The organism is Nocardia sp. NPDC101769 (assembly GCF_044766925.1).
Classification (GTDB): Bacteria; Actinomycetota; Actinomycetes; order Mycobacteriales; family Mycobacteriaceae; genus Nocardia.
On sequence record NZ_JBIWMX010000005.1, the window covers coordinates 218,930 to 232,063 of the forward strand.

Annotated in this window: 14 protein-coding genes; 8 read left to right on the forward strand and 6 right to left on the reverse strand. The window is 64.8% G+C overall.

Features of this window, described 5'->3' with window-relative positions:
- Window positions 1-48 precede the first annotated feature (48 nt).
- Both ACIRRA_RS11840 and ACIRRA_RS11845 read right to left on the reverse strand, forming a co-directional pair.
- The gene (locus ACIRRA_RS11840) at window positions 49-414 is read right to left on the reverse strand and encodes a hypothetical protein (protein ID WP_402766433.1); all 366 of its coding nucleotides are present in this window, start codon (window positions 412-414) and stop codon (window positions 49-51) included.
- 131 nt (window positions 415-545) lie between these two features.
- Window positions 546-1,307 (reverse strand): MerR family transcriptional regulator, encoded by a 762-nt coding sequence (locus ACIRRA_RS11845; protein WP_402766435.1) that lies wholly within the window; start codon window positions 1,305-1,307, stop codon window positions 546-548.
- A 62-nt stretch (window positions 1,308-1,369) separates the two neighbouring features.
- On the opposite strand from ACIRRA_RS11845, the gene ACIRRA_RS11850 reads away from it, so the two are divergent.
- Window positions 1,370-1,834, forward strand: a complete 465-nt coding sequence (locus tag ACIRRA_RS11850) for a DUF6194 family protein (RefSeq protein ID WP_402766437.1) — start codon at window positions 1,370-1,372, stop codon at window positions 1,832-1,834.
- Between the two features lie 148 nt (window positions 1,835-1,982).
- Here ACIRRA_RS11850 and ACIRRA_RS11855 read toward each other — a convergent pair whose 3' ends face one another.
- The gene (locus ACIRRA_RS11855; RefSeq protein WP_402766439.1) at window positions 1,983-2,435 is read right to left on the reverse strand and encodes a hypothetical protein; all 453 of its coding nucleotides are present in this window, start codon (window positions 2,433-2,435) and stop codon (window positions 1,983-1,985) included.
- An 899-nt stretch (window positions 2,436-3,334) separates the two neighbouring features.
- Here ACIRRA_RS11855 and ACIRRA_RS11860 point away from each other — a divergent pair.
- Entirely contained in the window at window positions 3,335-4,291 is a 957-nt protein-coding gene (locus ACIRRA_RS11860; protein ID WP_402766441.1) for a helix-turn-helix domain-containing protein, read from the forward strand.
- Here ACIRRA_RS11860 and ACIRRA_RS11865 read toward each other — a convergent pair.
- The gene (locus ACIRRA_RS11865; RefSeq protein ID WP_402766443.1) at window positions 4,288-4,716 is read right to left on the reverse strand and encodes a helix-turn-helix domain-containing protein; all 429 of its coding nucleotides are present in this window, start codon (window positions 4,714-4,716) and stop codon (window positions 4,288-4,290) included. The genes ACIRRA_RS11860 and ACIRRA_RS11865 overlap by 4 nt on opposite strands.
- A 157-nt stretch (window positions 4,717-4,873) precedes the next feature.
- Here ACIRRA_RS11865 and ACIRRA_RS11870 point away from each other — a divergent pair, with 157 nt between their 5' ends.
- The 3 genes from ACIRRA_RS11870 (at window position 4,874) to ACIRRA_RS11880 (ending at window position 8,006) form a co-directional block, all read left to right on the forward strand.
- The gene (locus ACIRRA_RS11870; protein ID WP_402766445.1) at window positions 4,874-5,287 is read left to right on the forward strand and encodes a DUF732 domain-containing protein; all 414 of its coding nucleotides are present in this window, start codon (window positions 4,874-4,876) and stop codon (window positions 5,285-5,287) included.
- Between the two features lie 472 nt (window positions 5,288-5,759).
- Entirely contained in the window at window positions 5,760-6,557 is a 798-nt protein-coding gene (locus ACIRRA_RS11875) for an alpha/beta fold hydrolase (RefSeq protein WP_402766447.1), read from the forward strand.
- 1,248 nt (window positions 6,558-7,805) lie between these two features.
- Complete coding sequence (locus ACIRRA_RS11880) at window positions 7,806-8,006, forward strand: zinc transporter Slc39a7 (RefSeq protein WP_402766448.1); 201 nt, start codon at window positions 7,806-7,808, stop codon at window positions 8,004-8,006.
- 18 nt (window positions 8,007-8,024) lie between these two features.
- Here the strand turns inward: ACIRRA_RS11880 and ACIRRA_RS11885 are convergent, their stop codons facing one another.
- Entirely contained in the window at window positions 8,025-9,155 is a 1,131-nt protein-coding gene (locus ACIRRA_RS11885; RefSeq protein ID WP_402766450.1) for a HoxN/HupN/NixA family nickel/cobalt transporter, read from the reverse strand.
- Window positions 9,156-9,265: 110 nt separating this feature from the next.
- On the opposite strand from ACIRRA_RS11885, the gene ACIRRA_RS11890 reads away from it, so the two are divergent.
- Window positions 9,266-9,742 carry a Fur family transcriptional regulator gene (locus ACIRRA_RS11890; RefSeq protein ID WP_402766452.1) on the forward strand — a complete coding sequence of 159 codons (477 nt, stop codon included), beginning with the start codon at window positions 9,266-9,268 and terminating at the stop codon, window positions 9,740-9,742.
- 162 nt (window positions 9,743-9,904) lie between these two features.
- On the opposite strand, the gene ACIRRA_RS11895 is transcribed toward ACIRRA_RS11890, so the two are convergent.
- Window positions 9,905-10,744, reverse strand: a complete 840-nt coding sequence (locus ACIRRA_RS11895) for a LysR family transcriptional regulator (RefSeq protein ID WP_402766454.1) — start codon at window positions 10,742-10,744, stop codon at window positions 9,905-9,907.
- A 105-nt stretch (window positions 10,745-10,849) separates the two neighbouring features.
- Between ACIRRA_RS11895 and ACIRRA_RS11900 the strand changes: the two genes are divergently transcribed.
- Together ACIRRA_RS11900 and ACIRRA_RS11905 are read left to right on the forward strand one after the other, a co-directional pair.
- Window positions 10,850-11,584: an SDR family oxidoreductase gene (locus ACIRRA_RS11900; RefSeq protein ID WP_402766455.1), complete on the forward strand. Its 735-nt coding sequence runs from the start codon at window positions 10,850-10,852 to the stop codon at window positions 11,582-11,584.
- 73 nt (window positions 11,585-11,657) lie between these two features.
- On the forward strand, window positions 11,658-12,581 hold the full coding sequence (locus ACIRRA_RS11905) for an NADP-dependent oxidoreductase (protein WP_402766457.1): 924 nt from the start codon (window positions 11,658-11,660) through the stop codon (window positions 12,579-12,581).
- The last annotated feature ends 553 nt before the right edge of the window (window positions 12,582-13,134 follow it).

Below are 13,134 nucleotides of genomic sequence, written 5' to 3' on the forward strand. Positions count from 1 at the left end.
ATCGATCCCGGATATCACCTTGGCTGCGATAGGTTTTGCCGTCGAAACTCACTGCAAGGGAACGAGAATCTCCCGAAGTTCGGCCGCGGTGTTGTCGAAATTCCCCGCCAACTGCGGCATCGCGTTCGCCTTCAACCGCTGCTCCCACCCGTCGAAGTCATGGAAATCAACGGTCGCCGCACCCACCGCATGCTGCGTCGCGATGTCCTCGGCGCGCGGTCCCTCCGTCCGCGCCGCATCACGGTCCTTCGCCTGAGCCAAGCCGTCAGCTACGCGATCCCTTTCAGCGGCAACGCTATTCCGATCGGACGTGACCCGATCCAGGTCACCACCCTTCGCAACCAACATCCCCGCCACCACGCCCAGTGCGATAACCAGCGCGATCACCACACCGCCCAGTGCGATGCGCACCATGACTGGTTTCTGTTCATGCCCCGAATTCACAGGAGCCGACGAGCCCGCCGGTTCGCTACAGGGCTATCAGTGGTTGTTCGGTCGTGCCGAGCAGTGCGGCATGCCGGTAGTGCGACGAGCGTATTCTTCCGTCAGTCCGAAACCGGCAGTCCATCAGGAGAAGTCGTACGTTCTTTGTCGGCGGCCGCCGAAACGGCCGCACTGAGTGCCGCCGTGCCCTCGAACAGCGCCCGGGACCGGTTCTCGATGCTCTTGTCCCGCGCGGCCAGCCCGGCCATCACCGCGTCCCACCGCCGCGCACCCCGGAACTGCGGCATCAACTCCTGCAACTGTGGAATCCGGTAGCCTGCGGCCCGTAACTGATGCACGATCCGCGCATCTCGCACCTCGGCCGGCGCATATCTGCGCGTGCCCCGGCTGTCTCCGCGTCCGGGCACGACCAGCCCCATCGCATCCCAGTGCCGCAGCGTCGAGGTCCGCACCCCCAGTGCCTCCGCCAGCTCGGTCACGCCCATCTCGTCCGAGGGCCGTTCATTCCCGATGGGCTCTTCGGCGATCAACCTGGCTGCCGCCTTGGCGATTTCGAGTTCCCGCCGCTCGCCGTCGAGCCGCCCGTGCACCGCATCCAGTAACGCGAGCATCTCGGGGACGGCTCCCGCCTGCGCGGCCCGCATGATCTGCTTGGCCACCCCCGGCCCCGCGCCCGCCGCCAGACTCCGGTACGCCCGCGCGGACCACAGATGGGCTCCGCCGTACATCCGGTAACCGGCGTCCGTGCGGATCGCCGGCGGCAGCACACCCTCGTTCTCCAGGTTGCGGACCTGCTGCACCGAGCACCCCGCAAGCCGCGCCACATCCACCGTCCGTAACCGGTCCGAGTTGCGACTTCGCAACCCTTCACCTCCCTATATCCAGGGAAAGTCCACACAAGCACTTCAATGTAACGCTGTAACTCATGACCATCGAAGACCTGGCCACATACATCGAATCCCTCGGCGGCGTCCTCACCCTCCACCCGGCCCCCGGTGACGGCACCCCCGAAATCGCTTGGGGCGACTACTTCTTCTACTACGCCCCCGACGGTGTCACCCCCACCACGGTCCAGCCCTTCGCCACCCTCATCACGAAGGACTACCCCGACGACACCACCTCCCGGCTCGACCGGCCCGACGCGTTCCGCCTGAACATCAACACGTCGAGGGACGAGTTCATCGAGTGGACAGGCCACACTCCCCGTGAATCAGGCTCCCTCGACCCGAGTGCCACCGACACCCTGATCCCACATCCGATCTACGCCTCGGCCGCCTGGCTCGCCGTCGTGAACCCCGGCCCCCGAACCGAGGCCCCAATCCGAAACCTGCTCCGAAACGCCCACGATCGAGCCCGCGCCCGCTACGACCGCCGCCCCGAATCCGACTGACAGATGCGCAGCGGCCCCTCTCATTGCGGCGGACGAACAAGCTCGGGCGCCACCCTGAGGGCATCGGCGTGCGACAGCTGTCGGCGAGCCGCACACGCGCTGGCCGCATCGGTCAGCGCGGCATGCGGCATGTCAGGATGTTCGAGGTTCAGCTACATGCCGGTGAGGTTTGGTTGCCTAGCGACAGGATGTTGCAGATCCAGTCCTTCTGGACCTTCCATTTGCCGTCTTCGGCGACGAACGGCACGACTGCCTGCTGCGCCGTACCGCCGTTGATCGCTGCTTGCGCGTCGGCAGTGAGGGTGCCGTTTCCCAGGTCGGTGACGTTGGTGACGGTGATGGAAGCATTGTTCTGTTTGTAGGCTTCGATGATTCGCGAAGGCAGGCTCGGATCGGCCTGCATGCCCTGCATCAGGTCCAGCTTTTCGGAGTCTGGAACGCTCGGATCCAGCACCTTCTGCATTGCACTGTTCAGATCCGCTGCGGTCGGAGCAGGCGGGTAGGTTTGGGCGGCAGCAACTTTCGTAGTCGAAGGCTTGGCCGGCTTGGTGGTCTCGTTCTTTTCACCGTTGCCACATGCCGACAGACCGAGAGCGGTCACCGCGGCTAGTGCCGCAATGGCGATATGCCCACTTTGACGGAGCTTCAAGTGCTTGACCCTTCGGTTCGAATGCCTTTGTCGTGCCACGTCACAGCCGCTCGACCGGCGACGGTCGGACGATCATTGACGGTACCGAGGGGATCTCCAGCGAGCCTCCAGGAAGAGGCCTCTGGAGCACTTTTCAGTCCAAGTCCTCATAGTGTTCTTCACATTCGGCCACTCCCGACCTCGGCTGACGACCAAGATCGACGCATGCAACTCGGCAGTAGCGGACGTTCTGCGCCGCACCGGGTTCCGGCCGCTCCGCGCCGGCCGGTTCGGTCAGCGCGGTTGCGGCAGTTGCGGACGTTCCGCGGCGGTCAGCTGCGCTTAGGACGAAGAGCAGGAAGTTCGGACTGGTTGTGAGGGCTCGATATTTCTCGGGGAACAGCTTGCGCGCCGCTGGCACCGGCTGCGGTTCGCTGACGACCGAGATAGGTGGCCCGATCCCCGGTCCCGGTTGATGTCGGATCGACGGCACCCCGCGGTGCTCACGGAGCCGGAGCTCGGCAGGCTCGCGGGTCTGCCGAGGTCGAAGATCACCCGCGTCGAGCGCAGGTGATTGGATCGCGAGGCACTGGGCATCGATGCCGGTGAGGTGCGCCTGGCCCGAGAGCGTGAAGGCGCGGCCGGTGAGTGCGCCCGCGTCAGCGAGCGAAGCTGAGGTGTTGCTGATCTACCCCCTTCGTAGATCAGCAACATCGACATCGGTGCGGGTCAGCCCTGTTCGCGTTCGACTTCGTCGAGCAGCGTGGCGAGCGACTCTTTAGTCAAAGGTTAAGTGCGCGTATAGATTCGGGTCGACCGGATTTGCGACGAACCTCTTCCGGGATTGCGACAACGCTGAAGGGGGACCGCAGGTGTCTGAGCTGGAATTGGCAAGCGACACCACATCCGAGGTGCCGAAGGACGACAGACCGGCGTTCTGGCGCGAGCAGGTTTCCATCAATCAGGGTGGAGCGCGGGTCAACTTCAGCGATTGGCCGAACTTCGATGGCGAGCTGCGGGTTCAGCGCCTGGCGGGCTATAAGTTGGGCGACTTCCAGAATGTGCAGTTCGAATCCACCAAGATTTCCTACGAACGCACGCTGGCCGAGGTCGAGGCGGACGGCGACCGCAGCGCCCGATTGCTGATCCCGCGCAGCGGAACCCTCGGCATCGAGCAACACGGCACACGAGTGCTGCTGCGGCCTGGTCAGATGGGCGTCGTCGATTGGGGCCAGCGCATGGCGCTCTTCCACGGCGACCATGTGCGGGCCTGGATTCTGAACGTTCCTGCCGACACACTGTGCTTGTCTCCCGATGGGCCGCCGCATCTGGCCTTGGACGCCCGCGACCCGCTGCTCGGGTCCGTGCTTGCGCTCACCGAACAGCTCGACCGCCACGGCGACACGATGACGGCGACCCAATTCTTGAAGATCAGCACGCACTGGACCGGGCTGCTGGCCGGTGCTCTGGACGAACGCTGGGCCCCGGAGAACACGAAACTGGCCGCGATATCCCGGCATGCGCGCCTGCACATCCGCAGATGCTCCGATGACCCGCGGGTCACCGTGGAAACCGTCGCAGAAGATCTCGGTATCACGCGCCGCCAGCTCGAACGTGCCATGCGCCTGGCGGGCACTACTCCCCACAGCTACCTGCTCACCGCCCGTCTCGAACGGGCGGTGGCACGCCTCTCCGATCCACAGAATCAACGCCGAACCATCGCCGATATCGCCTACGACAGCGGTTTTTCGACTCTGTCGGTCTTCAACAAGGCCTGCCGGGACAGCTACCACGCTTCTCCTGGCCAGCTACGGCAACGAAGCAACTAGGTTGATCCCTTCTTTGTGGTAATCCTCGCGATACTCGAACGCCAAATCGACCACCGCACTGAGCGCGTTCTGACGCGCGAACACGCCGCCGGAGGCGGCGCACCCTCCCAACGTGCGCAACTCCGCGCAAGTCCGGCCAGCCCGCGGCGAAACACGTTTCCCGACAACGGGACTCGAGCTGCAACCCTGCTGTGACCCAGTCGTCGACGAACGCCCCGGGCCACGCCCATCATGCTGGCGAATTCGGCGGTCATATGAGACTGGTCGTAGTAACCGGCGGTCGCGGCGAGCTGCGCCAAATGTACGGATTCGGCACTGCCGTAGGCGAGCGCGCTACGCAGTCGGGCGATATGGGCGAAGGGTTTGGGAGACAGCCCGGCACCCTCGGCGAGCAAATGGCGGAGGGTGCGTTCGCTGATGGACATATGGTCCGCGAGATCGGGCAGCGGTATCGGATGCCGAGCCGACAACGCTCGCCGAAACCGGACTCACCCTCGACCCGATAACTTCATGAGTTCAACCTCGGTAGCGGTTATCCGCGCATGACGTGATCGTGATGTACCCGTATGTATGGTCCGGGCCATGCACAAGATTGCGGTGGGGATTGCCTTCCTGATCCTGATTTCGGGTTGCGACAGATCCGATGACGCGCAGAATCTGCCGGTGACGACATCCCATAAACCCATCAAGCCGGTCATCCCCACCGTTGTCGATCGTCTTCCGGACGGCCCCGAATCAGAGAATCTCTATACATCCACCCTGCAAAGGGACGGAATCCAGTTCCAGGACAGAACCAAAACGGTGTCCATGGGCCGAACGGTATGCGCCGCACTGCAAACGAATGCGGTGCTGGGCGTGGCCGCCGACCCGCGATCGCTGGATTACATTTTCGATCGAATCATGAAGGGCACGGATTACACGCTCGACCAGACCGCCCTCATCATCGGCGCATCCATCGGCGCATTCTGTCCGGAGTTCTCCTATCTGGGGAATTAGCGTCTTTCCAGGCGATTACAGTAAGCGCGATTTCTATCGCTACTGGCCCTCACAGGCCGTATCGGCCGCAATCGCCGTCCGCAGTGCACTCAATTCGGCATGAGCGCGCACTGCCGACGGCCGTACGGTGCTCTGCCCGTAGATCTTCCGAGGGTTCGCGCTGGCCGGTTCGGTCAGCGCTCAATGCGGCAATAGAGTGCGTTGAGAGCCCCCGGCCATCGCGATGACACGCTGACCACGTGCGCTGCAACTGGTTTGGCGGCGCACCTCGAACTGCCTCCCGACAAGCGCGCTCTGGTCGAGGGGATGATCCGGATGCTCGAGCAGCAGTCTTGACGTTCGGGTGCTGTCTGGCGGGCAGTGAGATGCCCACAAAACTAGAACACGTTACTGTTATCGTCGGGCAAAGCGCCGAAACCCGACCCGGCGCAACCCAATACCGACACTGGAGGGCCGCACAGCCATGCCGTTCGTGACCACCGACGACGGAGCCGACATCCACTACACCGACTCCGGTGGCGACGGCCCCGCCGTGCTGCTGATGCACGGATTCTTCAACGACATCGACCAGTGGGAACCCCAAATCGCCTCGCTGTCACCGGATTACCGCGTGATCTGCATCGACCAGCGTGGCCACGGCCTCACCGAAGACCCCGACACCCCGTTCGACAACTGGACTTTGGCCCGCGACGCCTGGACCGTCATCGACCACCTCGGCATCGACCAGCTCGTCGCCGGCGGCGTCCTGCAAGGCGGCTGGATCGCGATGCGCATGGCACTGCAAGCACCCTCACGCATACGCGGACTGATCCTCATCGGAACCCGCGCCGACGCCTACGACGGCGCGGAGAAAGGCGGATTCGAAGCCATCATCATGAATCAGTGGATCCTTGGTGACGGCCCACTCGAAGCTGTCGCCACCCCGATCGCCGTGCAGATGATCGGCGGCACCCGCGATCACCGCCGATTCTGGCTCGACAAATGGATGGCGTCGGACCGCCGCCGCCTGCGCCAGGCCGGCCGCGCCCTCATCGACCGCGAATCCATCGTCGACCTGGTCAAAGACATCACCGCGCCAGCGCTGCTGATGCACGGGGTCCAGGACCAGATCCACACCCGCCGCCAAACCGAACATCTGGCCTCCCAGCTCGGCGGCCCCACCCAGGTCGAAACGATCGAGGGTCTCGGTGCCGCGCACACGATCACCTTCACCCACCCCGAGGTCACCGACCCGATCATCCGCACCTGGCTCGACAAGCTACCCGTCTAGCCCTGCTTCGCGCTGTCGACGGGAACCCGACGACCAGCACACCCGCCAGCGACGTCGGATACAACGCCCCTGCCCGTTGATCTTCCGCGCACCGCGCCGGCCGGTTCGGTCTGCGCGGTATGCGGCTTCCAAGCGGAAACTTCACCAGACAATGGCCAGCTAGGGAAAGGGGCGGGGCGGCAGAGACTTTCGATAGCCGCAGGTGGCGTTCGCGATTGTCGGCGGCACCGCCAGTGTCGGCTCTGAACGGAAAACCATTGGCGTTGGTCAGCCTTGTGACTGCCGATTCTCGGTGGCCCGAGCGGGGGCGCCTTGGCAAGGTACGGGGGTGCAGATGAGTGGTGAGTTGGAGCGGATCACCGAGCAGGCGGATCGGTCTGCGACGTTCGAGTTGATCCGGAGACTGACCGATCCCGGTGTTCGAGAGCGGGACCAGATCGCGCCGAGGCGGTATCCCAACTCGGCGACCGCATCGAACCGCTGCTACCCCTTCTGTCCGAGCCACTTTTGGTGACGTGGGCGGTGCACCTCCGGTTACTGGATGCCTGCAGCAAATCAGGTCTGCACCCTCCTGCCGCCGACACACTGCGAGATGTCGACAATCTGCACGTAGCGCTCGCACTCGCCGATCTCGACGACCGAGGGCAAGACGCCTCGCCGTCGCTCGAGACTCGGTCCCGTCGTTCGGATGGGCACGTAGCGCAACACGCTCGCTCAACGGCTACTGAGCGCGCACTGCCGGCGGTTGGGAGTCGCTCAGGCCGTTGATCTTCCAGGCCGGACGCTTCGAACCGCGCGGGCAGCGGCATTCCGGCCGCCCGCCACTCCGCGTAGTCCTCCGCGGAATTGCCGTGACAATCGGGACCGAACCCCAGCCGAACCGCGTTCATCGAGCGGCGCATATCGCCGGGGTCACCGATTCGACCCGGGCTGTAGGCGTAGGTCTGCGTCGACTTGTTGAGGATGCTCGCCGATTCGACGCGTGTTCAGTACTGCGGGTTCCGGTCGATGCCGTACTGTGCGAACGATCTGGCCGGCCCATGGTTAGTAAGCCAGCACCAAAAGTATCCCAAGATGTCGCGGAACAGCGGACGGGCGCGATCGGTGCGCATCCGCGATGAGGGCAGCCGGTGATCTCCCGCCTCGCAGTCCAACTGGTTCCCGGCACCGCTCATGCCGCCGCGCATCGGGCCGGCCGCACCGCGGCGGTATCGACGAACCCGCTCGAGACGGAAAGGAAAGCCCGAGATGACCGAGCAACACGCCCATCACGAGCCGCATTCTCATGCGCACAGTCACGGCATGATGACCCATACCCACGCCCACACCACACACGAGCACGATCATGTCGAACATGAACACACGCATAGCCATGACGGCGTGGAACATTCGCATTGCCATGTGCATCAAAACGGTCTGCTGGACGATCACTCGCACACCCATGACTGAGCTGGACCTGGCAGGCTGTCAGTCGGGGGTGTCGGTTCGAAGCTGCGCTCGGGTGGTCCATTTCTCTTCGATGCGGCCGTAGCGCCAAGTGAGGATGGCGATGGCCCAGGTCAGGATGAACAGGCCGACGATGAGGTAGCCGACGAGGTTGAGATCGAGCGTGGCGATCCAGTCGAAGATGCCGCCGGTCCAGCCGAATTGGTCGGCGAGCAGGCCGAGCAGTTCGATGGTGCCGATGATGAGCGCGACCGCGACCGACAATGCGGTGATGGTGATGTTGTAGTAGACCTTGCGCACGGGTTCGGCGAAGGCCCAGCCGTAGGCGAAGTTCATGAAGCTGCCGTCGATGGTGTCGAGCAGGCTCATCCCGGCGGCGAACAGGATCGGCAGGCACAGGATCGCGTACCAGGGCAGGCCCGCCGCGGCGCTCGTGCCGGCGAGGACGAGCAGCGCGACCTCGGTGGCGGTGTCGAAGCCGAGGCCGAACAGCAGACCGATCGGGTACATCTGCCACGGTTTGGTGACCGACTTCATCACCGGGCCCAGCAGCCGGTTCACCAGACCTCGCTGTGCCAGTTGGTTTTCCAGCTCGGTCTCGTCGAACTCGCCGCCGCGCATGCGCCGGAACACACGCAGGATGCCCACCAGCACAGCGATATTGAGGAACGCGATGATGTAGAGGAAGGTCCCCGACACGGTCGTGCCGATCAAACCGGTGTAGTGGTGCAGCGCCGAGGAATCGTCCTCGACGGGACCAGCGATGGCCTTCACGCCGAGTGAGAGCAGCAACGCCAGCCCGAACACCACGGTCGAATGTCCCAGGGAGAAGAAGAATCCCACCGAGAGCGGGCGTTGCCCGTCGTGCATGAGTTTGCGGGTGGTGTTGTCGATGGCGGCGATGTGGTCGGCGTCGAAGGCGTGGCGCAGGCCCAGGGTGTAGGCGGTCAGGCCGATGCCGATGCCGAGGGTGCGGTCACCGAGGCTGACGTGGTGCGGGGCCACGAATACGACGAGGGTGAACCAGCCCAGCGCATGCAGACCGAGGATCACCCCGGTCATGGCGGCCAGGCGTAGCCATTCCTGTCGGGTCAGGGCCAGCCGGTCGGTCACGGTTCGAAAGAGCCTGCGTTGCTGCACTGGTGACGTCACGATCTGTTCTTTTCCGCGCGAACCCAATTCATTGAAGGTAAAACCACCACGGCGTTGTTGCAACTCATTGGCAAGACGCGAGGCTCGCGAGCGAGGGGCAGACTGGGGCCATGGCGGGCGTCACACACCACACCCACTCCCCGACAACAACCGGCGAGCCGTACGCGCGCCGATTGCTGCGCAGCCACGGACTGCGATGCACCGCACCACGTCTGGCGGTCCTGACCACACTGGACCGATCACGCGGACACGGCCATCTCACGGTTGCCCAGATCCAGCAACGCCTGACCGACGCCGGCCACGAGGTCGACCTCACCACCGTCTACCGCACAGTCTCGACCTTGGCCGACGCGCAGGTCCTCCACGCTCTGGTCATCGATGAACGCGTCACCAGCTACGGACTCACCGACACGCCACACCATCACGCGGTCTGTACCCGATGCGGTGCCATCGATGAAGTGCCGGCCGAACTTCTCAGCGTCGCCCTGGATCAAGCACGCCTCGGGAGCCGTTTCGCGCTACCCGAAATCGCTGGGCTCACCCTGCACGGCCTGTGCCCGGCCTGCCAGGCGACGACCGAACCCTGAACTTCCCCCTGGACGAACCGCCGGACGAAACACGCGAATACATCGTGTAATTGGCAGTTGCGGACATTCTGTCGGCCGGATCGAAACGGCCAGTTGATCTTCCGATGCCCCCCGCCGGTCGGTTCGGTCAGCGCACTATGCGGCATTTGCGGATGTTGTCGGCTAGAGGCGTATCGCCGTACGGACAAGGTCGGCGACGGCTTTGGATCTGCTGTGTGGTGGCCAGGCGATGACGGTCGTGACGGCCGGTGCGTCCGGCACGGGCACGATGGCGTGATCGTCGCGTAGCTGGGCTCGGAGCGACTCGGGCATGAGCGCGCAGGCCCGTCCGAGCGTGATCAGCTGGGTCAACTGGGTATGGTCGCGAACCTGCGGGCCGGGGCCGTCGGGATAGCTCCCATCCCGTCGAGGCCAGCGTGGCAGGGGCAGGTCCGTCAGGGCGTTGACCTCGGCCATCGACATGTGGGGTCGGTTGGCGAGGGGATGACCCGCGGGCAGGACCACGACCTGCTGTTCGGTGTGCAGATCCTCGGTGTCGAATCCGGCTGTCGTGTCGTAAGGCCGCTGGAGCAGAGCAACGTCGGCTCGCCCGTTGCGTAGCAGGCCTTCCGGTTCGCCGGGCCCGCAGAGCAGCACCTCGACGGCGGCAGCGCAGGGGTCGGCGGCGTAGGCGTCCAGCAGCTTCGACAACAGTTCTCTGGACGCTCCTGCCTTGGTGGCCAGCACCACACCGGGCCGGTCGGCCGCGGCGCGGCGGGTGCGGCGCTCGGCGGCTTCGACCGCTTCGAGGGCGAGCCGGGCCTCCCGCAGAAGCACCGACCCGGCCTCGGTCAAAGTGATTGCGCGAGCGGTGCGGTGCAGCAGAACGACTCCGAGCCGCCGTTCGAGCTGCTGGATCGCCCGCGACAGCGGTGGTTGCGCCATCGCGAGCCGTTGTGCCGCTCGGCCGAAGTGCAACTCCTCGGCGACGGCGACGAAATATCGCATCTCCCGCGTCTCCACCGGGTCATGGTATCGGGCGCTTACCACGACCAATACCCGTGCGGTATCGCCGCCCACCCGATCGGTCTTGGACGCCCCACCCGGAGCCGCAGCAGGATCGGCGGTGTGAGTGAACAGACGATTGCGCTGGTGACCGGCGCGAACAAGGGAATCGGATACGAGATCGCCGCCGGCCTGGGCGCGCTCGGCTGGCGAATCGGTGTAGGCGCGCGGGATCGGCAACGCCGCGACACCGCGGTGGAGAAGCTGCGCGCGGCCGGGGCCGATGCGTTCGGTGTGCCGCTCGACGTGACCGACGACGCGAGTGTGGCCGCGGCGGCCGAATTGATCGCCGACCATGCCGGAGGGCTCGATGTTCTGGTCAACAATGCCGCGATCAACGGCGTCACCGGCGATATGCCGCAGACACCGACCACGGTCGATCCCGCGACCGTGCGAGCTATCGTGGAAACCAACGTGATCGGGGTCATCCGGGTGACCAACGCGATGCTGCCGATGCTGCGCGCCTCGGCCTCACCGCGAATCGTCAACATGTCCAGCAGCGTCGGTTCGCTCGCCCTGCAAACCACGCCCGGCATCGACATGGGCCCGGTTCCCGCCGCCTACTTGGCCTCGAAGACCTTCCTCAACGCCCTCACTATCCAATACGTCAAGGAACTGGGTGATACCAACATCCTGATCAACTCCGGCTGTCCCGGTTTGACCGCCACCGACTTCACCGGTTTCAGCGGCGACCGTACACCGCAACAGGGTGCGGCCATCGCGATTCGCCTCGCGACCCTGCCCGACGACGGCCCGACCGGCGAATTCCTCAACGACGCCGGAACGGTGCCCTGGTGACAGGCACACCGGTGGCCACCATTCCCGTTCTCGAAGTCAGCCGCGCGTCGTGCATCGGAGGAGAAGCAAGACAATGACAAAGGCAGTCAGATACGACGAGTTCGGCGGAATCGAGGTCTTGCGGGTCGACGATGTCGACCGCCTCGTGCCTGACGACGGGCAGGTCCTGGTTCGGGTAAAGGCGGCAGGCATCAACCCCGGTGAGGCAGCCATCCGAACCGGCGCGATGGCTGACATCTTTCCCTCGACCTTTCCGTCCGGGCAGGGCAGCGATCTCGCCGGGGTCGTCGCGGAAGTCGGCGTCGGCGTCGACCGATTCTCGGTCGGCGACGAGGTGATCGGGTTCTCCGAGAAGCGGGCCGCCCAGGCCGAGTTGGTCCTGGTCGACGTCGACAACCTCACACCCAAACCGCGCGACGTCTCATGGGAGGTGGCGGGCGGCCTGTACGTCGCCGGCGTGACGGCATGGGGGGCAGTACATTCCGTGCAACTCGACAAGGGGGAGACCGTTGTCGTCTCCGCAGCAGCCGGAGGAGTCGGCTCGCTCGCCGTTCAGCTCGCGCGCCGTGCCGGAGCCACGGTCATCGGCCTGGCGAGCCAGCACAACCACGAGTGGCTGCAAAGCCACGGCGTGATCCCAGTCGTGTACGGTGACGGCGTCATCGACCGGATCAAGGCCGCCGCACCGGGCGGCATCGATGCCTTTATAGACACCCACGGCGGCGGGTACGTCGAACTGGCCCTTGCTCTTGGCGTCGCGGTCGAGCGGATCGACACCATCGCCGATTTCGCAGCAGCCGCGAAGTACGGAGTCATGACCGAACCCGGAACCAACGCCAGGCCGGGCGCCGAGGTACTCGCCGAACTGGCCGCCCTGATAGCCGAGGGACACCTCGAAGTCCCGATCGCCAACGTCTACCCGTTGACACACGTCCGCCAGGCCTACACCGAACTCGAACGCCGACACACCCACGGCAAAATCGTGCTCGAGCCCTAACCCGCACCAACACAATGCAGCCCGCTCCCAGCGGCACTGCTCAACCGCAGGATCAATCCCGACAACACGGCCCGGTCGGCCACCCTTGGGATTGCTACAACCCCGGACGGCACATCCGATATTCGGCAATAGCGGATGTTCTGCGCCGCACCGGGTTCCGGCCGCTCCGCGCCGGCCGGTTCTGCCAGCGCTGGGTGAGCCAGGATGGTGCACAGCTATGTGCCAGCCGATGTTGCGGTCGACCGGTCTAATCGCGCACAACCACTGAGGAATTGGCGAAATGCGGGCGATTTGCGATCAGTAGTGCGGGGCTATGCCGGTTGCGCGAAACTCGGCAGATGCGGATGTTCTGCACCGCAATAGGTTCCGGGCACCGGTGCCCCGCGCTGGCCGGTTCGATCAGCGCGGTATGCGGCAGTTCAGTGCGTTGATTTCCGTCAGGACGCATGGCTGACTCGGACCGCGCGGGACTTCTGCAACGATTCTCGGTTCGTTGTGGTCGATTGCGATTTATGGGGGCGCTTCGTCCTGGGTGGATACCCGGTGGTACGCG

What these genes read in the sequence shown, in the direction of transcription:
- ACIRRA_RS11840 (WP_402766433.1), bottom strand. Translation starts at nt 414, where the DNA reads ATGGTGCGCATCGCACTGGGCGGTGTGGTGATCGCGCTGGTTATCGCA.
- ACIRRA_RS11850 (WP_402766437.1), top strand. Translation starts at nt 1,370, where the DNA reads ATGACCATCGAAGACCTGGCCACATACATCGAATCCCTCGGCGGCGTC.
- ACIRRA_RS11865 (WP_402766443.1), bottom strand. Translation starts at nt 4,716, where the DNA reads ATGTCCATCAGCGAACGCACCCTCCGCCATTTGCTCGCCGAGGGTGCC.
- ACIRRA_RS11870 (WP_402766445.1), top strand. Translation starts at nt 4,874, where the DNA reads ATGCACAAGATTGCGGTGGGGATTGCCTTCCTGATCCTGATTTCGGGT.
- ACIRRA_RS11880 (WP_402766448.1), top strand. Translation starts at nt 7,806, where the DNA reads ATGACCGAGCAACACGCCCATCACGAGCCGCATTCTCATGCGCACAGT.
- ACIRRA_RS11890 (WP_402766452.1), top strand. Translation starts at nt 9,266, where the DNA reads ATGGCGGGCGTCACACACCACACCCACTCCCCGACAACAACCGGCGAG.
- ACIRRA_RS11905 (WP_402766457.1), top strand. Translation starts at nt 11,658, where the DNA reads ATGACAAAGGCAGTCAGATACGACGAGTTCGGCGGAATCGAGGTCTTG.